Source organism: Agrococcus jejuensis (assembly GCF_007679035.1).
Classification (GTDB): Bacteria; Actinomycetota; Actinomycetes; order Actinomycetales; family Microbacteriaceae; genus Agrococcus; species Agrococcus jejuensis_A.
The window spans coordinates 1301921-1319338 of the sequence record NZ_VEFR01000001.1; the positions used below are offsets into that span (position 1 = coordinate 1301921).

Below are 17418 nucleotides of genomic sequence, written 5' to 3' on the forward strand. Positions count from 1 at the left end.
TCGCAGCACCGCCCCATCGATCGGCGATGTCCTCGACGTACGCCGCGCGATGGAGCCGTGCATCTGAGGCCGTGACCACACGGCCTTCCCCGGAAAGGGAGAACGATGACCAACGAGACCATCGACGTCGACGCTGCCGCCGCTGAGGGCGCAGAGCCCACGCAGCAGCCCGCCGCCGCACCCGCCGCCGAGGCCGCAGAGGCCCCCGTGGCGCCGCCCAAGGCGCGTCGCTCGCGTCGTGCGCAGAGCGCCGCCGCGGCCCCCGAGGCCGCCACGCTCGACCTGCCGGCCGCCGAGGCGCCGGCCGAGGCCGCAGCCGCCGAGGCAGCGCCGGCCGAGACGCCCGCCGCGAGCGAGGACGCTCCCGTCGAGGCGCCCAAGCGCAAGCGCGCGCCGCGCAAGAAGAAGGACGAGCCCAAGGTCGAGGAGGCGCCTGCCGCCGAGGCCGAGTCGCCCGCTGCCGAGGAGCCCACCGCCGAGGTCGCTGCGGAGACGCCCGCCGAGTCGCCCGCCACCGAGGCCGCGCCCGAGGCCCCCGAGGCCGACGGCGCAGCCAAGGACCAGTCGACGGCGGACGGCGCCACGGCCGAGCAGCCCGCCGACGACGCCGAGCAGGGCGAGCCCCGCACGAGCCGCCGCCGTCGCGGCCGCGGCAAGGGCGCGGCGAACGCCGACCAGCAGGACAAGGGCGACCAGCCCCAGCAGCAGGGCGGCCGCGAGCAGCAGCAGGCGAACGACGCCGACGACGAGCAGCCCACGGAGGGCAACCGTCGCGGCCGCGGCCAGAACGGCAACGGCAACGGTAACGGCAACAACCAGGGCGGCAACGGCCGCAACCAGCGAGGCGGCGGCGACGCCGAGCTCGAGTCGCGTCGCGGTCGCACGCGCGACCGTCGTCGCGGCCAGGGCCGCGGCGACGACCTCGAGCCCGAGATCCTCGACGACGACGTGCTGCTGCCCGTCGCCGGCATCCTCGACGTGCTCGAGAACTACGCCTTCGTGCGCACCACGGGCTACCTCCCGGGCAACAGCGACGTGTACGTGTCGCTCGGCCAGGTGCGCAAGCACAGCCTCCGCAAGGGCGACGCCGTCACCGGCGCCATCAAGCAGCCCCGCGAGGGCGAGGCGCAGGGCGTGCAGGGCCGCCAGAAGTTCAACGCGCTCGTGCGCGTCGACTCCATCAACGGCCTGCCCGCCGAGGAGGCCGCGAACCGTCCCGAGTTCTCGTCGCTGACGCCGCTCTACGCGCAGGACCGCCTGCGTCTCGAGACCGTGCCCGGCAAGCTCTCGACGCGCGTCATCGACCTCGTCGCCCCGATCGGCAAGGGCCAGCGCGGCCTCATCGTCTCGCCGCCCAAGGCCGGCAAGACGCTCGTGATGCAGGCCATCGCGAACGCGATCGCCGAGAACAATCCCGAGGTCCACCTCATGATCGTCCTCGTCGACGAGCGCCCCGAGGAGGTCACCGACTTCCAGCGCACCGTCAAGGGCGAGGTCATCGCGTCGACGTTCGACCGTCCCGCCGAGGACCACACGACCCTCGCGGAGCTCGCGATCGAGCGTGCGAAGCGCCTCGTCGAGCTCGGCAAGGACGTCGTGGTGCTGCTCGACGGCATCACGCGCCTCGGCCGCGCCTACAACCTCTCGACGCCCGCGTCGGGTCGCATCCTCTCGGGTGGCGTCGACTCGAGCGCGCTGTACCCGCCGAAGCGCTTCTTCGGCGCCGCGCGGAACATCGAGCACGGCGGCTCGCTCACGATCCTCGCAACGGCGCTCGTCGAGACGGGCTCGAAGATGGACGAGGTCATCTTCGAGGAGTTCAAGGGCACCGGCAACATGGAGCTGCGCCTCTCGCGGCAGCTCGCCGACAAGCGCATCTTCCCGGCCGTCGACGTCAACGCGTCGGGCACGCGTCGCGAGGAGATGCTCCTCGGCACCGAGGAGACCAAGGTCATGTGGAAGCTGCGTCGCGCGCTCGCGGGCCTCGACCCGCAGCAGGCGACGGAGCTCGTGCTCAAGAACCTCAAGGACACCCAGTCGAACGTCGAGTTCCTCATGAAGGTCTCGAAGTCGACGCCGGGCGAGCAGGCCTGACCCACGTGTTCGAATCCGTCTCGGCGCTGCTGAGCGAGCACGCGGACCTCGAGCACCAGCTCGCGGATCCTGCGCTGCACGCGGATGCGGGGCGCGCGAAGCGCGTCAACCGCCGCTACGCGGAGCTCAGCCAGATCAAGGCGGCGCACGAGCGATGGACGGCGGCGGGGGAGGACCTCGCCGCCGCCCGCGAGCTCGCCCGCGAGGACGAGGCGTTCGCCGACGAGGTGCCCGGCCTCGAGCAGGCCGCGTACGAGGCCGAGGAGCGCCTCCGGCGTCTGCTCATCCCGCGCGACCCCGACGACGGCCGCGACGTGATCATGGAGATCAAGGGCGGCGAGGGCGGCGAGGAGTCGGCGCTCTTCGCAGCCGACCTCCTGCGCATGTACGAGCACTACGCGACCAGCCGCGGCTGGAAGACCGAGATGCTCGAGCACACGACGAGCGACATGGGCGGCTTCAAGGACGTGCAGCTCGCCATCAAGGGCTCCGCGTCCGACCCCGCGCAGGGCGTGTGGGCGTCGCTGAAGTACGAGGGCGGCGTGCACCGCGTGCAGCGCGTGCCCGCGACGGAGTCGCAGGGTCGCATCCACACCTCCACGACCGGCGTGCTCGTCTTCCCCGAGGTCGACGAGCCCGAGGAGGTGCAGATCGACCCGAACGACCTGAAGATCGACGTCTTCCGCTCGTCGGGTCCCGGCGGCCAGTCGGTGAACACGACCGACTCCGCCGTGCGCATCACCCACCTGCCGACGGGCATCGTCGTGTCGATGCAGAACGAGAAGTCGCAGCTGCAGAACCGCGAGGCCGGCATGCGCGTGCTGCGCGCCCGCATCCTCGCGAAGCAGCAGGAGGAGATCGACGCCGCCGCCTCCGACGCGCGCCGCTCGCAGATCCGCGGCATGGATCGCTCGGAGCGCATCCGCACGTACAACTTCCCCGAGAACCGCATCGCCGACCACCGCACGGGCTTCAAGGCGTACAACCTCGACACCGTGATGGATGGTGCGCTGCAGGCCGTGATCGACTCGTGCATCACGGCCGACGAGGAGGCCAGGCTCGCGGCGCTCGCCGACGAGTCCTGACCGACGAACCCGTGCCAGGGGCAGCCATCCTTGCTACCCTGGAGGCACGCCGAGGCAGGCGTGCGGACGAGGGCGCAGTACCCGCACAGCGACAAGACTGACCACATCGGAGGTCTGTCATGGACTGGGTCATCCTCGTCGTCTCGGGGCTGCTGGAGGCCGTCTGGGCCACGGCGCTCTCGCGCACGAAGGGCTTCACGCGCTGGAAGCCGACCGTCGTGTTCGGCGTCGCCATCGTCGGCAGCATGGTCGGGCTCGCGATCGCGATGCTCACGATCCCGACCGGCACCGCCTACGCGGTGTGGGTCGGCATCGGCGCCGTCACGACGGCCGTCTGGGCGATGGTGACGAAGGCCGAGCGGGCGACCGTCGCGCGCGTCGTGCTGCTCGCGGTGCTCGTCGGCTGCGTCGTCGGCCTCAAGGTGGTGGCGTAGCCATGGCCTGGATCGTGCTGCTCGTCTCCGCAGTCCTCGAGGCCGTCTGGGCGACGGCGCTCGGCGCCTCCGAGGGCTTCACGCGCCCCGTCGAGTCGATCGTCTTCGTCGTCGGCTGCATCCTGTCGATGATCGGCCTCGAGCGCGCCGCGCGCTCGATCCCGATCGCGACGGCCTACGCCGTGTGGGTCGGCATCGGCGCGGCGCTCACCGTCACGTGGGCGATCGTGACGGGCGCCGAGGCGTTCTCGTGGTGGACGGTGCTCTTCGTCGCCGGCATCGTCGGCAGCGTCATCGGCCTGAAGATCACGGCGCCGAAGGGCGGGCCCGAGGCGGGAGCCTGAGCGACGCGGGCACGGCGCCGGTCGCAGCGTGTTCATCCCGCGCTCGGCCTGCGTTCATCCGCGCACCCTAGCGTGTGTGCGGACGCGCGACCGCACCTATGGATCTCGCGTTCTGTTGTAGGTACTCTCCATGGTGAGAGGTCGTTCGACGAGGAGAGACCATGCAGGCATCGAAGACGCGCGCGCTGCGCGCGACGGCAGGACTGGCACTGGCGGGCGTCGCGCTCGCAGGATGCGCGAGCGGCGGAGGCGACGCGGGCGGCGGCGACGCGAGCGGCCCGCTCATCGTCTACACGAACTCGAACGGCGACGGCCGCGGGGAGTGGCTCACCGAGCAGGCGGCCGAGAACGGCTTCGAGATCGACATCGTCGGGCTCGGCGGCGCCGACCTGACGAACCGCATCGTCGCCGAGGTGAACAACCCCGTGGGCGACGTCGTCTTCGGGCTCAACACGATGTTCTTCGAGACCCTCAAGGCCGAGGACGCCATCACGGCGTACGAGCCCACCTGGTCGGACGAGGTGCCGCAGGACGCCGGCGACCCCGTCGACGGCGCGTACTGGCCGCTCGTCGACCAGGCGATCGTCACCGTCTACGACGCGAACGCCGTCACCGACCCGCCTGCCGACGTGTCCGAGCTCTGGACCTCGGACTACGAGGGGCAGTACGAGGTGAACACCGCGCTCGGCGAGGCCACGCCCCAGCTCGTCGTCGCCGGCATCCTCGCGCCGTACGCCGACGAGGACGGCGAGGTCTCGGACGAGGGCTGGGAGGCCGTCGACGCGTACTTCGCGAACGGCAGCCCCGCCGTCGAGGGCAGCGACCTCTACGCGCGCTTCGAGCAGGGCGACGTCTCCTACGGCGTGCTGCCCTCGGGCGGCATCATCGCCCGCGACGCGGAGTACGGCACCGACACGGCGATCGTGCCGAACGCCGACGGCGTGCCCTTCGTCACCGAGCAGATCGGCGTCATCGCCGGCACGCAGCGCGAGGAGCAGGCGCAGGAGTTCATCGACTGGTTCGGCAGCGCCGAGGTGCAGGGCGCCTTCGCCCAGGAGTTCAACGCCATGCCGGTGAACGAGGGCGCGCTCGCGCAGGCCAACCCCGAGATCGTCGAGCTCATCGACTCGGTCGAGCGCGCCGACATCGACTACGCGCTCGTGCGCGAGCACATCGGCGCATGGGTCGAGCGCATCGAGCTCGAGTACCTGCCCTGACCCGACCCCGATCGCGCCGACCCCGCGGCCGGACGGACGCCCACGACGGCGTCCGTCCCGGCCGCGAGGCGACGCCCCACCGGCCGGCGGCGTCGGCCAGGAGGAGCACCCCATGATCCGATTCGACGGCGTCCGGGTCGCGTTCGGCGACCACGTCGCGCTGCACGGCCTCGACCTCGAGATCGCCGAGGGCGAGTTCTGCACGCTGCTCGGCCCCTCCGGCTGCGGCAAGACCACGGCGCTGCGCGCCCTCGCGGGCTTCGTCGAGCCGACCTCCGGCAGCGTGCACGTCGCAGGCAGGGACGTGACGCGCGTGCCGAGCGAGCAGCGCGGCGTCGGCATGGTCTTCCAGAGCTACGCGTTGTTCCCGAGCATGACCGTGCGCGACAACATCGCGTTCGGGCTCGCGGTCCAGCGCGTGGCGAAGGCGGAGCAGCGCGAGCGCGTCGATCGCGCCGCCGAGCAGGTCGGGCTCAAGCCCGAGCAGCTCGGCCGCGGCGTCTCGGAGCTGTCGGGCGGCCAGCAGCAGCGCGTGGCGATCGCGCGCGCGCTCGTGCTCGAGCCCAGCATCCTGCTGCTCGACGAGCCCCTGTCGAACCTCGACGCCAAGCTGCGCGTGCAGCTGCGCGGCGAGCTGCAGCGACTGCAGCGCGAGGTGGGCATCACGACGGTCTACGTGACGCACGACCAGGAGGAGGCGCTCGCGCTCTCCGACCGCATCGCGGTGCTGTCGGAGGGCACCCTCGAGCAGCTCGGGGCGCCACGCGAGATCTACGAGCAGCCGACGACGGCGTTCGTGTGCGACTTCGTCGGCGAGGCGACGCGCCTCACGCCCGCGCAGCGCGCAGCGCTGGCCCCTGAGGAGCTCGCGGGGGATCTCGACGCGTGGGTGCGGCCCGAGCACGTCGCGCTCGTCGAGTCGGGCGGCATCGAGGGCATCGTGCGCGAGCACGCCTACCGCGGGGCCGCCACGCTGCTCGAGCTCGAGCTGGCCGGCTCGGTGCTCCGCGTCGAGTCGGCGAGCGCCGCTGCCGCCGCGCTGTCGCTCGGAGACTCCGTGCAGGTCGTGCTCGACGCCGAGCGCGTCCACCGGTTCCCGGTCGCGGCATGAGCGCCGCGCAGTCGGCGACCGAGCCGCGCACGCCCGCCGACGCCGGCATGACGCCGCAGCAGCCCGTGCGCAGGCCGCGCGGCGCGACGGCGCGCATGCTGCGCTCGCCCCTCGGCATCGGCGTCGTCATCGGCACGCTGTGGTTCTCGGCGACGTTCCTCGTGATGCCGAACGTGACGCTGCTGCAGGCGACGTTCGCGCCCGACGGCGAGCTCTCGCTCTCGGCGGTCGAGCGGCTGCTCTCGAGCGAGCGCGCGCTGCGCTCGCTCGGCAACAGCGTGGCGCTGGCGGCGACGCTCGCCGTCACCGTCAACGTCGTCGGCATCTTCATCGTGCTCGTGACGGGCTGGTTCAAGATGCGCGCCCGGCGCGTGCTGTGGCTCGGCTACGCCACCACGTTCATCTACGGCGGCATCGTGCTCGCCACCGGCTACGCGTTCATCTACGGCCGCTACGGCTTCGTCACGAACGCCGTCGCCAACGTCTGGCCGGAGATGGATCGCGACTGGTTCTCGGGCTTCATGGCGGTCGTGCTCGTCATGACCTTCGCGACCACGACGAACCACATGCTGTTCCTGTCCTCCGCGCTCGCGAAGATCGACCACCAGTCGATCGAGGCCGCACGGCTCATGGGCGCCTCGAACTGGACGATCCTGCGCCGGATCGTGCTGCCGACGCTGCGACCCATGATCTTCGCCGTGACGGTGCTCGTCTTCCTCACGGGTCTCGGTGCCCTCACGGCCCCGCTCGTGCTCGGCGGGCAGGACTTCCAGACCGTCGCGCCGATGATCCTCTCCTTCTCGCGCACCGCGACGTCGCGCGACATCGCGGCGCTCCTCGCGATCCTGCTCGGACTCGCGACCATCGTGCTGCTCGCGATCCTCAACCGCGTCGAGCGCGGCGGCACCTACTTCGCCGTCGCGAAGGTCGCCTCGCCGCTCGAGCCGCAGGCGTTCCGCACCCGCTGGGGCTCGATCGTCATGCACGTGCTCGCCTGGGCGCTGTGGGCCGTGTACGTGTTCCCCGTGCTGTGCGCGGTGCTCTTCTCGTTCGCCGACGCCCGTGCGGTGCAGGGCGGCTCCATCGGGCTCGACGACCTCACGATCGAGCATTGGGCGACCGTGCTCACGCAGCCCGACGCGCTGTCGCCGTTCCTCGTCTCGGTCGCGTACTCGGCGATCGCCTCGGTCGTCGTCGTGCTCGGACTCGTGCTCGTGTCGCGCGCCCTCACCACCTGGCGCGGCAGGCTCTCGAGCGTCATCGAGTACGTGCTGCACATCCCGTGGATCCTGCCGACGATCCTCATCGCGCTCGGGCTCGTCATGACCTTCGACCGGCCGCAATGGCTCGTCGGCGGCCAGGTGCTGCAGGGCACGATCGTCATCCTCGGCATCGCCTACGTCATCGTGAAGATCCCCTTCACCCTGCGCCTGCTGAAGGCGGCGTTCGCGGCCGTGCCCGACGAGTTCGAGGATGCCGCTCGCATCCTCGGCGCCGGCCAGCTCACGACGATCCGGCGCGTCGTCATCCCGATCATCGCCCCGACGATGGCGGCGGTGACGGCCCTCAACTTCACGAGCCTCGTCGACGACTACGATGCCGCCGTGTTCCTCTACCACCCGCTGGCGGAGCCCCTGGGCATCGCGATCCGACGGGCGACCGAGGGCGACGCCAACGTGCAGGCCATGTCGATCACGTTCGTCTACACCGTGCTGCTCATGCTCGTGCAGGGCTTCGTGCTCTGGCTCGTCTACGGGCGCGGCCTGCGGAGGCGGCGTGGCTGACCGGCAGCTCGGGGTCACGGTCGAGGACGTCGCGCGCGAGGCCGGGGTCTCGCGCTCCACGGCGACGCGCGCGCTCCGCGGCCACGGCCGCATCGCCGAGGAGACGCGGACGCGGGTCGAGGAGGTCGCCGCGCGGCTCGGCTACGTGCCGAACCTCGCCGCGGCCGACCTCGCGGCTGGAGGCACCGGCGTCGTCGGGCTCATGCTGCGCGACGCGGCGAACCCCGTCTACGGCGCGCTGTTCTCGCGCATCGAGCTCGCCGCGCGCGACGCGGACCTCGACCTCGTGACCGTGACGATCGGGGCCGACCCCGCAGGTGCGCAGCAGGTGCAGGGGCTGCGCCGACTGCTGGGGATGCGCGTGGCCGGGCTGCTCGTGGCGACGGGCGGCGTCGAGTCCGCGCGGCTCGAGCCGTTCGCCAGCGAGGTGCCGATCGTGCGGATCGGCCGAGACGAGCCGAGCGACCGCATCCACGCCGAAGCGTACGACGAGGCGTGGCACGGCCGACTGCTCGCCGACCGCGTGCGCGCGCTCGGCCATCGGCGCGTGGTCGTGCTCGGCGCGGACGCCGCGACGTCGTACGGCGAGCACGCACGTGCCGACGCGCTCGTCGACGGCCTCGAGGGCGTGCGCATCGACCGCGTCGCGACGGGGGCGGCGCCCGACGACGGCGTGGGGGCGGCCCTCGCCGCGGTCGACGCCGGAGCGACCGCGGTGCTCTGCGCCTCCGACACGCGGCAGCTCGCCGTGCTGCGCGCGCTCGCCGCCGCCGGCCGCGCCTGCGCGACGACCGGTTGGGACGGCATCCTGCCCGGCGTCGACCTCCTGGGCCTCACGACGGTGCGCGTGCCCGTCGAGGCCGCGGCCGACGCGGGCGTCGCCCGCATCGCCGCGCTGCTCGATGGCGTCGTCGACGCCCCCATCCATCGGCGCTGGCGGGGCGAGCTGCTCGTCGGACGCACCCTGACACCCGCGGAGGATCGATGATCACCACCGAGTTCCCGGCAGCGAGCGTCGTGCTCGCCCATCTCACCGACCTGCACATCACCGGCGACGGCTCGCCGCTGTACGGCGCCGTCGACTCGACCGCCGCGCTCGTGCGTGCACTCGACCGGCTCGAGGCCTCCGGGGTGCGACCCGACGCGCTCGTGCTCTCGGGCGACCTCGCCGATCGCGGCGAGCCCGAGGCCTATGCGCGCCTGCGCGGGCTCGTCGAGCCCGTCGCCGAGCGCCTCGGTGCCGAGCTCGTCGTCGCCACCGGCAACCACGACGACCGCGCCTCGCTCCGCGCGCATCTGCTGGGCGACCACTCCGAGCCGGCCGACCGACCCGTCCGGTCCGTGCACAGGATCGGCGACCTGCGCGTCGTCGTGCTCGACTCGAGCGTGCCCGGCGCGCACTGGGGTGCCGTCGACGACGACCAGCTCGCCTGGCTGGCCGGCGAGCTCGCCTCGCCCGTGCCGCTCGGCACGATCCTCGTGCTGCACCACCCGCCGGCGCCGACCATCCTCGACCTCGCGCTCACGGTCGAGCTCAGGGAGCAGGACCGGCTCGCCGAGGTGCTGCGGGGGAGCGACGTGCGCGCGATCCTCGCGGGGCACGTCCACCACACGACGTCGTCGACGTTCGCCGGCATCCCCGTGCACGTCGCAGCGGGACTCGCCTACACGCAGGATCTCCTGGCCGCCGGCGGCGGCACCCGCGGGCAGGATGGCGAGCAGGCTCTCGCGCTCGTGCACGTGCTGCCGGAGACGGTCGTGCACGCCGTCGCTCCCGTGCGCGCGCACGACACCGTCGGCGAGCGCGTGCCCCAGCCGGAGGTCGACCGTCGCCTCGCTGCGGCAGGCATCGTGCGCCGCGCCTAGCGGCGTCAGCCGTCGACGACCCAGCCGAACGCGTGCGCGCCGCTGCGGGCACCCGCCTGCGAGCGAGCGCGGTCGGGCTCCGCGAGGGTCGTCGTGACCTCCTCGCCGAGTCGCACGAGCTCGCCGAAGGCATCCGGCGTCGCCCACGACGGGCGCAGGCCGAACACGAGGTCCTCGGTCGCGGTGTTGCCGGAGGCACCCGGCGCGAACGGGCAGCCGCCGAGGCCGCCGAGCGCGCCGTCGACGACCGTCGCACCGCCCTCGACGGCGGCGAGGGCGTTCGCGACGCCGTTGCCCCACGTGTCGTGACCGTGGAACACGAGGCCGAGCCCCGGGCGCAGCCGCGCGGTCTCGGCGATGCGGCGGCGCACCTCGCCCGGATGCGCCTGCCCGAGCGTGTCGGCGATGACGACGTCGACCGCGCCTTCCGTGCGCGGGTCGTCGACGATCGACAGCACGCGCTCCAGCGGCACCTCGCCGTCGAACGGGCACGTGAACGCCGTCGCGATGCACAGCTGCACCGTGCCGCCCACCGCCTGCGCGGCGGCGAGCGCATCGGGGAAGGCCGCGACGGAGGCCTCGGTGTCTCGGCCCACGTTCGCGCGATTGTGCGCATCCGAGGCCGACAGGCAGTACTGGAACCGCCGCACGCCCGCCGCGGCGGCGCGCTCGACGTGCCGCGGCGTCGCGACCCACACCCACGCGCGGTCGCGCTCGTCGTCCGAGAGCTCGGCGACGACGTCGAGCGTGTCGGCGAGCGTCGGCACGAGGTCGGGCCGCGCCATCGAGCCCACCTCGACGTGCTCGACGCCGAGCGCGAGCAGCTCGCGCACGAGGCGCACCTTGCGCTCGGTCGGCAGCGGCCGCCCGACGAGCTGCAGGCCGTCCCGCAGCGTGACGTCTCGGATCTGCACGGTCATCGCATCCGCTCCTCGTAGTCGGCGACGCGCGCGTCGCTCCATCCCAGCTCTCGCAGCACCTCGCCCGTGTGCGCGCCCAGGTCGGGCCCCGCGTGGCGGATGGGCAGCGACCGGGGCCCCAGCACCGGCACGACGCCAGGGAAGGCCGTCGCGGGCAGGTCGCGCTCGCCGTCGTCGACGTCGAGGCGCTGGATCATGCCGCGCGCCGCGAGCTGCTCGTCGGCGCACAGGTCCTCGGCCGTCGCGATCGGCCCCGACGGCACGTCGGCGGCGTCGAGCGCCGCGAGCGCCTCGACGCTCGAGCGCGCGGCCGCCCATGCGCCGATGGCCTCGTCGAGCGCATCCCGCGCCGCCCACCGCCCGTCGTTCGACTGCAGCGTCGGGTCGTCGGCGAGGTCGGGCCGGTCGATCGCGCGCATGTACCGCTGGTAGATGCCGTCGCCGTTGCCCGCCACCACGATGCTGCGGCCGTCGGCGCACAGGTACGCGTTCGACGGCGCGATGCCCTCCATGCGACCGCCCGTGCGCTCGCGGCGCACGCCGTACGCCGACCACTCGGGCACGAGCGACTCCGTGACCGACAGCATCGCCTCGTTGAGCGCGACGTCGATCGTGCGTCGGTCGATCGCGAGATGCGCGTGGCCGCGGGATGCGCGGGTCGTCTCGCGCTCGAGCAGCGCCATGACGGCGCCGAACGCGCCGTAGAGGCCCGCGATGGTGTCGCCGATCGACACGCCCGTGCGACTCGGCGCACGGCCCGGCTCCCCGACGAGCTCGCGGAAGCCTCCCGCCGCCTCGGCCACGGCGGCGAAGCCCGGCCTGGGGGAGAGCGGTCCCGTCTGCCCGAACGCCGAGATGCGCACGACCACCAGGTCAGGGTTCGCAGCCTCGAGCGCCGCGGCGTCGAGGCCCCATCGCTCGAGCGTGCCCGGGCGGAAGTTCTCGAGCAGCACGTCGGAGCGCCGCACGAGGTCGAGCACGAGGTCGCGCCCCTCGTCGCTGCGCAGGTCGGCGACGATCGAGCGCTTCGACCGGTTGATCGTGCGGTGCAGCATCGACGTCGTGCCCGAGCGCAGCCGCCAGCGGCGCAGCTCGTCGCCCGTGCGCGGCCGCTCCACCTTCACGACGTCGGCGCCGAAGTCCGCCAGCAGGCGACCCGTCGTGGGCGCCGCGATGTAGTTGCCGAGCTCGACGACCCGCACGCCTGCGAGCGGACCGGCGGCCGCGTCCATCCCCGTGCTCGTCACGAGACGAAGATCGACAGGATCAGGGTCATGCCGAGGGCGATGACCGAGGCGACCGAGACGGCGACCGTGACCGACTTCAGCGCGCCCCGCACCGACTGGCCGAGGAAGGACTGCAGCAGCCAGAACGTGTTCGACGTCACGTGGATGCAGAAGAGCGCGCCCGCACCGGCCGCGAGGGCGATGAGCAGCGGGTTCAGGCCGAGCGTGGCGGCGACGGGGCCGAGGATGCCCGCGGCGGTGATGGCCGAGAGCGTGACGGAGCCGACCGCGATGTGCAGCACGGCCGCCATGACCCACACGACGAGCAGCGGCGCGACGGTCGTGGCCGAGAAGTAGCCCTGCAGGATCGCGCCGAGGTCGCCCTCGGCGATGACGGCGGCGAGGGCGCCGCCGACGCCCGTGAGCACGAAGATCTGCCCGCCGTCCTGGAAGCCGCGCACGAGCGCGCGCTCGACGCGCGGCGTGCCGACCGTCGCCCGGCCGACGAGGCCCGTGGCGATGACGGCGAGCAGCAGGGCGATGACGGGGTTGCCGAGGAACTGCATCGCGGGCAGCTCGACCTCGACCACCGTGAGCACCGCCTGCACGGCGATGAGCGCGAGGGCGGCGAGCATCGGGCCGAACAGCGCGAGCAGCGGCACGGATGCCGGATCGCGCGGACCCTCCTGGCGCGTCGACCCGTCGACGGTCGCGATCGACGTCGTCGACCGGTCGCCGTGGTCGCCGCCCACCGAGCGGGCGCTGCCGACGCCCTGGCTCGCGGACTGCTCGGCGACCTCCTCGCCGTCGCTGATGAGCTGCTGCTCGTCGGTGGCGGGCTTCCAGAACCCGAGGCGGAAGAGCACGCTCATGACGAGGATCGCGAGGATGACGGTGGGCACGACGACCGCGAGGCCGCCGAGCAGCATGATGCCGAGCGGCACGCCCAGCAGGCCCGCGAGGGCGACGGCGGCGAAGCCGGGCACCATCATGACGATGCCGACCTCGAGGCTGATGGCGAACGTCGCGGCCATGATGCCCGTGCCGGCCTTGCCCAGGCGCGGCGCGATGCGGCGGGCCAGCGGCGCGGCGATCACGATCATGGCGTCGACGAAGATCGTCTGCAGGTACGTCGCGAACGACAGGCCGAGCGCGTAGGGCACGCCCCGCCTGCCGAAGACGCGCAGCAGCGACTCGACGAGGCGCGTGATCGCGCCCATCTCGTTGAGCATCGAGCCGATGAGCACGCCCCACGCGATGAGCAGGCCGGCCTCCATCATCACGTCGCCGAAGCCCTGCGTCATGACCGAGACGGTGTCGACGGGGCCGAGCCCCGTGAGCAGGCCGATCGCCGCTGCGCCGAGCGCGAGGGCGATGACGGGATTGATGCGGAATCGCACGATGACGACGACCACCGCCAGGATGACGGCGCCGACCACGGTCAGCGTGTACCAGTCGGGCACTTCGTTCCTCCTCGTCGAGGGATGCGGCGCTCCTCGTCGAGTGCCGCGGCTTCGCGATGGCCAGCATCGCGATTGCCACATCGTGGCATGCATCCCATCAGATGGGTACCCGCGCGGCGTGTCGCCGCGTACGATCGGCGCCATGGCAGAGCAGCCGCTCCTCGTGCTGGGCAAGATCCGCAACATCCTCGACGCGTTCACGCTCGCGGCTCCCGTGCGCACCGCCGCGGAGATCCGTCAGGCGACCGGTCTGCCCTCGTCGACGGCCCACCGGCTGCTGCAGAACCTCGTCGAGCACGGCTTCCTCGATCGCCAGGGCGACGCCTTCCGCATCGGCGCGCGCATGGCGTACTGGGCGGGACCGGCCACGCGGGCGCGCGACCTCGTCGAGCTGCTCGCGCCGCAGCTCGAGGCGCTGCGCGACGCGACGGGCGAGACCGCGTGCTGCTTCCGTGCCGAGCAGGGCTCGCGCGTGTGCATCGGCGTCGCCGAGACGCGGCACGGCCTCAAGCGCGAGATGTACGTCGGCCGCATCCAGCCGCTGCACGTGGGCAGCGCGGGTCGCGTGCTGCTCGCGTGGGACGCCGCGCTGCTCGACGTCGTCGCCGCCGGCCCGCTGCCCGCGCTCACCGACGCGACGATCACCCAGGCGGAGGCGCTGCGCGCCGTCGCGGCCGAGACGCGCGCGCAGGGCTACGCCATCACGATCGGCGAGCGCGTCGAGGCGGCGTCGGGGGTCTCGGCGCCCGTGTTCGACGCGCACGCGCAGGTCGTCGGCGCCCTCACGGTCATGGGCCCGACGCTGCGCATGCCGCTCGAGGCGTGCGCGTCGATGGTCGACGCCGTCGTCGCGGCCGCCGAGGGCGTCACGGCATCGCTCGGCGGGCGCGCGCCCGCCTGATCGCCGCCGGATCCGCGGCGAAGCGCGCCGCCGAGGGTGCATGCCACTCGGCGATCCGCCACGGCGCGGATGCGGCGGGGAGATGCGCACACGAGCGAGCCGGCAGTCACGCATGCGGGGATGGGCACCGCTCAGGTGCGCATGGCTCACGCCGAGTCGGCGAGCGCGGCCTCCACGAGCTCGGCGAGGTCGGCCGGGGAGACCGTCGCGGCGGTGGTGCGCAGCTCGTCGAGCGTCCACCAGCGCATGCCTCGGTGGCTGCGCACCTCGAGGTCCATCCCCGCTCCCTCGATCGATGGTCCCGCCAGACTCGCATGCGTGCGCTGCACGCCGCCTAGGCTCGACGCATGCCCACCGTGCTGCTCGTCCGTCACGGACGCACCACCGCCAACGCCTCCGGCGTCCTCGCCGGTCGCATGCCCGGCGTGCGCCTCGACGACGTCGGCGTCGGCCAGGCGGCGGCCGCGGCCGACCGGATCGCTGCGGTGCCCGTCGTGCGCGTGGTCTCGAGCCCGCTCGAGCGGTGCCGCGAGACGGCGGACGCCATCCTCGGCAGGCAGGTGGTCGCACCCGCCTCGACGATCGAGCCGGGACTGAGCGAATGCGACTACGGGGACTGGCAGGGCCGACCGCTCGCCGAGCTCGCCCGCGAGGACCTGTGGCGGGTCGTGCAGTCGACGCCGTCGGCCGCGACGTTCCCAGCGGGGGAGTCGATGCTCGCGATGCATGCGCGGGCCGTCGAGGCGATCCGCCGCATCGACGCCGAGGTGCTCGCCGAGCACGGGCAGGAGGCCGTCTGGGTCGCGGTGAGCCACGGCGACGTGCTCAAGGCGATCCTCGCCGACGCGCTCGGCATGCATCTCGACCACTTCCAGCGCCTGCACGTCGACCCGGCCTCCGTGTCGATCGTGCGCTACGGCGCGAGCAGGCCGCAGGTGCTGGGCAGCAACACGCACGCCGGCGACCTCGCGTGGCTGCGACCGCGCGTCGAGGAGGTCGACGGCGCGTCCCGTGACGACGCGGTCGTCGGCGGCGGTGCCGGCCCGCAGGCTCCGCGCTCGTAGCATGGGAGGCATGTCCCCGGTGGTGCACGGATTCGACTGGCCAGACCGATTCGTCGTCGGCACCGTCGGCGAGCCCGGCGCGCGCACGTTCTACCTGCAGGTGCGCGACGGCCGCGAGGTCGTGAGCGTCGCGCTCGAGAAGCAGCAGACGGCGCTGCTCGCGCTCGAGATCGACCGCGTGCTCGACGAGCTGCGGACGCAGGACGGCAACCCGTTCCACGTCCCCGAGGGCACGCCCGTCGAGCTGCGCGACGACGAGCCGCTCGACGCGCCGGTCATCGAGCGGTTCCGAGTGGGCCGCATGGGGCTCGGCTGGGATCCCTCGACGGCGCAGATCGTCATCGAGGCGCTGCCGCTCGCCGTCGAGGACGACGACGAGGACGGCATGGATGCGGCGCCGGAGCCAGACGAGCGGCTCGTCGTGCGCATCCCGGTCGGATCCGCGAGGGCGTTCGCGCTGCGCACCCGCGAGGTCGTGGCGTCGGGTCGGCCGCTCTGCCCGCTGTGCGAGGAGCCGATGGAGCCCGACGGGAGCCACGAGTGCGGCGTCCCCGACGACCTGTCGTGATCGCCGAGCCCGAGCCGGTCGGCGACCGGCTCGTCCTCACGGGCCGCATCGTCTCGGCGTCGAACGCCGTGCTCGTGGGCGAGCTCGACGCGCTGCCGGTCGTGTACAAGCCGGTCGCGGGCGAGCGTCCCCTGCACGACTTCCCCGACGGCACGCTCGCGGCGCGCGAGGTCGCCGCCTACGCCGTCTCCCGCGCCACGGGGTGGGACGTCGTGCCCGAGACGCGGCTCGTCGACGGTCCCGCCGGGATCGGCATGCTGCAGCGCTGGGTCGAGACGGATCCCGAGCAGCCGGCCATCGTGCTCGTGCCCGCCGACGCCGTCCCCGAGGGGATGCTGCACGTGCTCGACGGCGTCGGCATCGACGACGAGCCCGTGGCGCTGGTGCACGAGGACACGGCGGCGCTCCGCCGCATCGCCGTGCTCGATCTCGTGACGAACAACGCCGACCGCAAGGGCGGGCATGTGCTCGAGCGGGCGGACGGGCATCGCCACGGCATCGACCACGGGCTCACGATGCACGTCGACCACAAGCTGCGCACGGTGCTGTGGGGATGGATCGACGAGCCGTTCTCCGACGAGGAGGTCGCGGGCATCCGTCGGGTGATCGCGGCGCTCGACGGCGAGCTCGGCGAGGTGCTCGACGCGCTCCTCGCATCGAGCGAGGTCGACGCGCTCGCGGCCCGGTGCGAGGCGCTGCTCGCGCGCGGGACCTTCCCCGAGCCTCGCCCGGGCCGCCCGGCGGTGCCCTGGCCGCCGTTCTGACGGGACCACGCGCGTGGCTGGGCAGGAGCGGCGGTCACGTGGTCCCGTGACGCGTGCTCGACCTTCGGGCTCGCCCGCTCCTCGGCCATCCGGTGGGGGAGTCGGCTCGTACCGTCAGGACTCGCGCCGCGCCAGCACCTGCAGTCGATGCCCGCGCCACTGCCACAGCGCCCAGAGCGTCGGCCACATCGCGGGGGCCGCGGCGCCGCCGACGTCGAGCCGGTCGCGGAAGCGGCAGCGGCCGTCGGGCAGCGGCGACACGGCCATGCGGTGCCGCCACGACGAGAGCCCGTCGAGGGGTCCCGAGACCGGTCCGCCGCGGTCGTGCACGATGCGCACGTCGCCGCGCACCTCGTCGTGCAGCTCGACGGTCATGCGGCCGGAGGGCACGCCGAGCATCCTCGTGTCGAGCTCGACGGGCGTCGCGTCGGGCCAGCGGTCGGGCCAGGCGCCGTCGACGGGCGTCGGCACGAGCACGGGCGCCATCGCGAAGCGCATGGCGGCGGGTGCGTGCAGCAGCGCCCACGCGCGATCGACGTCGCAGTCGAGGACGAGATCGAGCACCACGCGCATGTCC

18 protein-coding genes and 1 riboswitch are annotated in these 17418 nt (G+C 73.2%); of the genes, 13 read left to right on the top strand and 5 right to left on the bottom strand.

The genetic code is table 11. From position 1 onward, the window contains the following. The first annotated feature begins 105 nt into the window (after positions 1–105). The 9 genes from rho (at position 106) to FS793_RS06325 (ending at position 9935) form a co-directional block, all read left to right on the top strand. Positions 106–2094, top strand: coding sequence for a transcription termination factor Rho (rho, locus tag FS793_RS06285; protein ID WP_144719564.1), 1989 nt, complete (start codon positions 106–108; stop codon positions 2092–2094). A 5-nt stretch (positions 2095–2099) separates the two neighbouring features. Beyond that, positions 2100–3179, top strand: coding sequence for a peptide chain release factor 1 (prfA, locus tag FS793_RS06290; RefSeq protein WP_144719565.1), 1080 nt, complete (start codon positions 2100–2102; stop codon positions 3177–3179). Positions 3180–3220: 41 nt separating this feature from the next. Continuing rightward, a riboswitch (guanidine-III (ykkC-III) riboswitch) is annotated at positions 3221–3285 on the top strand. Between the two features lie 13 nt (positions 3286–3298). Beyond that, positions 3299–3613, top strand: a complete 315-nt coding sequence (locus FS793_RS06295; protein WP_144719566.1) for a DMT family transporter — start codon at positions 3299–3301, stop codon at positions 3611–3613. 2 nt (positions 3614–3615) lie between these two features. Then, positions 3616–3957, top strand: a complete 342-nt coding sequence (locus FS793_RS06300) for a DMT family transporter (RefSeq protein WP_144719567.1) — start codon at positions 3616–3618, stop codon at positions 3955–3957. 161 nt (positions 3958–4118) lie between these two features. Next, positions 4119–5174, top strand: coding sequence for an extracellular solute-binding protein (locus FS793_RS06305; RefSeq protein WP_144719568.1), 1056 nt, complete (start codon positions 4119–4121; stop codon positions 5172–5174). 112 nt (positions 5175–5286) lie between these two features. Further along, positions 5287–6285 carry an ABC transporter ATP-binding protein gene (locus FS793_RS06310; RefSeq protein WP_144719569.1) on the top strand — a complete coding sequence of 333 codons (999 nt, stop codon included), beginning with the start codon at positions 5287–5289 and terminating at the stop codon, positions 6283–6285. Further along, entirely contained in the window at positions 6282–8069 is a 1788-nt protein-coding gene (locus FS793_RS06315; RefSeq protein WP_260980046.1) for an ABC transporter permease, read from the top strand. Before FS793_RS06310 ends, FS793_RS06315 begins: the two co-directional genes overlap by 4 nt. Continuing rightward, positions 8062–9057, top strand: a complete 996-nt coding sequence (locus tag FS793_RS06320; RefSeq protein WP_144719570.1) for a LacI family DNA-binding transcriptional regulator — start codon at positions 8062–8064, stop codon at positions 9055–9057. Before FS793_RS06315 ends, FS793_RS06320 begins: the two co-directional genes overlap by 8 nt. Next, the gene (locus FS793_RS06325; protein WP_144719571.1) at positions 9054–9935 is read left to right on the top strand and encodes a metallophosphoesterase; all 882 of its coding nucleotides are present in this window, start codon (positions 9054–9056) and stop codon (positions 9933–9935) included. The genes FS793_RS06320 and FS793_RS06325 overlap by 4 nt, the downstream gene beginning before the upstream one ends. A gap of 5 nt (positions 9936–9940) precedes the next feature. On the opposite strand, the gene FS793_RS06330 is transcribed toward FS793_RS06325, so the two are convergent. Genes FS793_RS06330 through FS793_RS06340 form a run of 3 tightly spaced genes read right to left on the bottom strand, consistent with a single transcriptional unit; the run spans position 9941 to position 13544 of the window. Next, on the bottom strand, positions 9941–10855 hold the full coding sequence (locus FS793_RS06330) for a hydroxymethylglutaryl-CoA lyase (protein WP_144719572.1): 915 nt from the start codon (positions 10853–10855) through the stop codon (positions 9941–9943). Then, positions 10852–12087 (bottom strand): CaiB/BaiF CoA transferase family protein, encoded by a 1236-nt coding sequence (locus FS793_RS06335; RefSeq protein ID WP_144719806.1) that lies wholly within the window; start codon positions 12085–12087, stop codon positions 10852–10854. The genes FS793_RS06330 and FS793_RS06335 overlap by 4 nt, the downstream gene beginning before the upstream one ends. 11 nt (positions 12088–12098) lie before the next feature. Next, positions 12099–13544, bottom strand: coding sequence for a GntP family permease (locus FS793_RS06340; protein ID WP_222123696.1), 1446 nt, complete (start codon positions 13542–13544; stop codon positions 12099–12101). A 142-nt stretch (positions 13545–13686) separates the two neighbouring features. Here FS793_RS06340 and FS793_RS06345 point away from each other — a divergent pair, with 142 nt between their 5' ends. After that, the gene (locus FS793_RS06345; RefSeq protein ID WP_144719574.1) at positions 13687–14445 is read left to right on the top strand and encodes an IclR family transcriptional regulator; all 759 of its coding nucleotides are present in this window, start codon (positions 13687–13689) and stop codon (positions 14443–14445) included. A gap of 146 nt (positions 14446–14591) precedes the next feature. Here the strand turns inward: FS793_RS06345 and FS793_RS16575 are convergent, their stop codons facing one another. Beyond that, complete coding sequence (locus tag FS793_RS16575; protein WP_260980047.1) at positions 14592–14723, bottom strand: hypothetical protein; 132 nt, start codon at positions 14721–14723, stop codon at positions 14592–14594. Positions 14724–14792: 69 nt separating this feature from the next. Here FS793_RS16575 and FS793_RS06350 point away from each other — a divergent pair, with 69 nt between their 5' ends. Genes FS793_RS06350 through FS793_RS06360 form a run of 3 tightly spaced genes read left to right on the top strand, consistent with a single transcriptional unit; the run spans position 14793 to position 16841 of the window. Next, entirely contained in the window at positions 14793–15509 is a 717-nt protein-coding gene (locus FS793_RS06350; protein ID WP_144719575.1) for an MSMEG_4193 family putative phosphomutase, read from the top strand. Between the two features lie 10 nt (positions 15510–15519). After that, entirely contained in the window at positions 15520–16077 is a 558-nt protein-coding gene (locus tag FS793_RS06355; RefSeq protein WP_144719576.1) for a DUF3090 domain-containing protein, read from the top strand. Next, on the top strand, positions 16077–16841 hold the full coding sequence (locus tag FS793_RS06360; protein ID WP_144719807.1) for an SCO1664 family protein: 765 nt from the start codon (positions 16077–16079) through the stop codon (positions 16839–16841). The genes FS793_RS06355 and FS793_RS06360 overlap by 1 nt, the downstream gene beginning before the upstream one ends. A 114-nt stretch (positions 16842–16955) precedes the next feature. On the opposite strand, the gene FS793_RS06365 is transcribed toward FS793_RS06360, so the two are convergent. Beyond that, a complete protein-coding gene (locus FS793_RS06365; protein ID WP_144719577.1) occupies positions 16956–17414 on the bottom strand; it encodes a hypothetical protein in 459 nt (152 codons plus the stop codon). Positions 17415–17418 lie beyond the last annotated feature (4 nt).

Coding starts and splice junctions, on each gene's coding strand:
- FS793_RS06365 (WP_144719577.1), bottom strand. CDS start 17,414: ATGCGCGTGGTGCTCGATCTCGTCCTCGACTGCGACGTCGATCGCGCG.
- FS793_RS06300 (WP_144719567.1), top strand. CDS start 3,616: ATGGCCTGGATCGTGCTGCTCGTCTCCGCAGTCCTCGAGGCCGTCTGG.
- FS793_RS06305 (WP_144719568.1), top strand. CDS start 4,119: ATGCAGGCATCGAAGACGCGCGCGCTGCGCGCGACGGCAGGACTGGCA.
- rho (WP_144719564.1), top strand. CDS start 106: ATGACCAACGAGACCATCGACGTCGACGCTGCCGCCGCTGAGGGCGCA.
- FS793_RS06355 (WP_144719576.1), top strand. CDS start 15,520: ATGTCCCCGGTGGTGCACGGATTCGACTGGCCAGACCGATTCGTCGTC.
- FS793_RS06350 (WP_144719575.1), top strand. CDS start 14,793: ATGCCCACCGTGCTGCTCGTCCGTCACGGACGCACCACCGCCAACGCC.
- FS793_RS06295 (WP_144719566.1), top strand. CDS start 3,299: ATGGACTGGGTCATCCTCGTCGTCTCGGGGCTGCTGGAGGCCGTCTGG.
- FS793_RS06330 (WP_144719572.1), bottom strand. CDS start 10,855: ATGACCGTGCAGATCCGAGACGTCACGCTGCGGGACGGCCTGCAGCTC.
- FS793_RS06310 (WP_144719569.1), top strand. CDS start 5,287: ATGATCCGATTCGACGGCGTCCGGGTCGCGTTCGGCGACCACGTCGCG.
- FS793_RS06345 (WP_144719574.1), top strand. CDS start 13,687: ATGGCAGAGCAGCCGCTCCTCGTGCTGGGCAAGATCCGCAACATCCTC.
- FS793_RS06325 (WP_144719571.1), top strand. CDS start 9,054: ATGATCACCACCGAGTTCCCGGCAGCGAGCGTCGTGCTCGCCCATCTC.
- FS793_RS06315 (WP_260980046.1), top strand. CDS start 6,282: ATGAGCGCCGCGCAGTCGGCGACCGAGCCGCGCACGCCCGCCGACGCC.
- FS793_RS16575 (WP_260980047.1), bottom strand. CDS start 14,723: ATGGACCTCGAGGTGCGCAGCCACCGAGGCATGCGCTGGTGGACGCTC.
- FS793_RS06335 (WP_144719806.1), bottom strand. CDS start 12,087: ATGGACGCGGCCGCCGGTCCGCTCGCAGGCGTGCGGGTCGTCGAGCTC.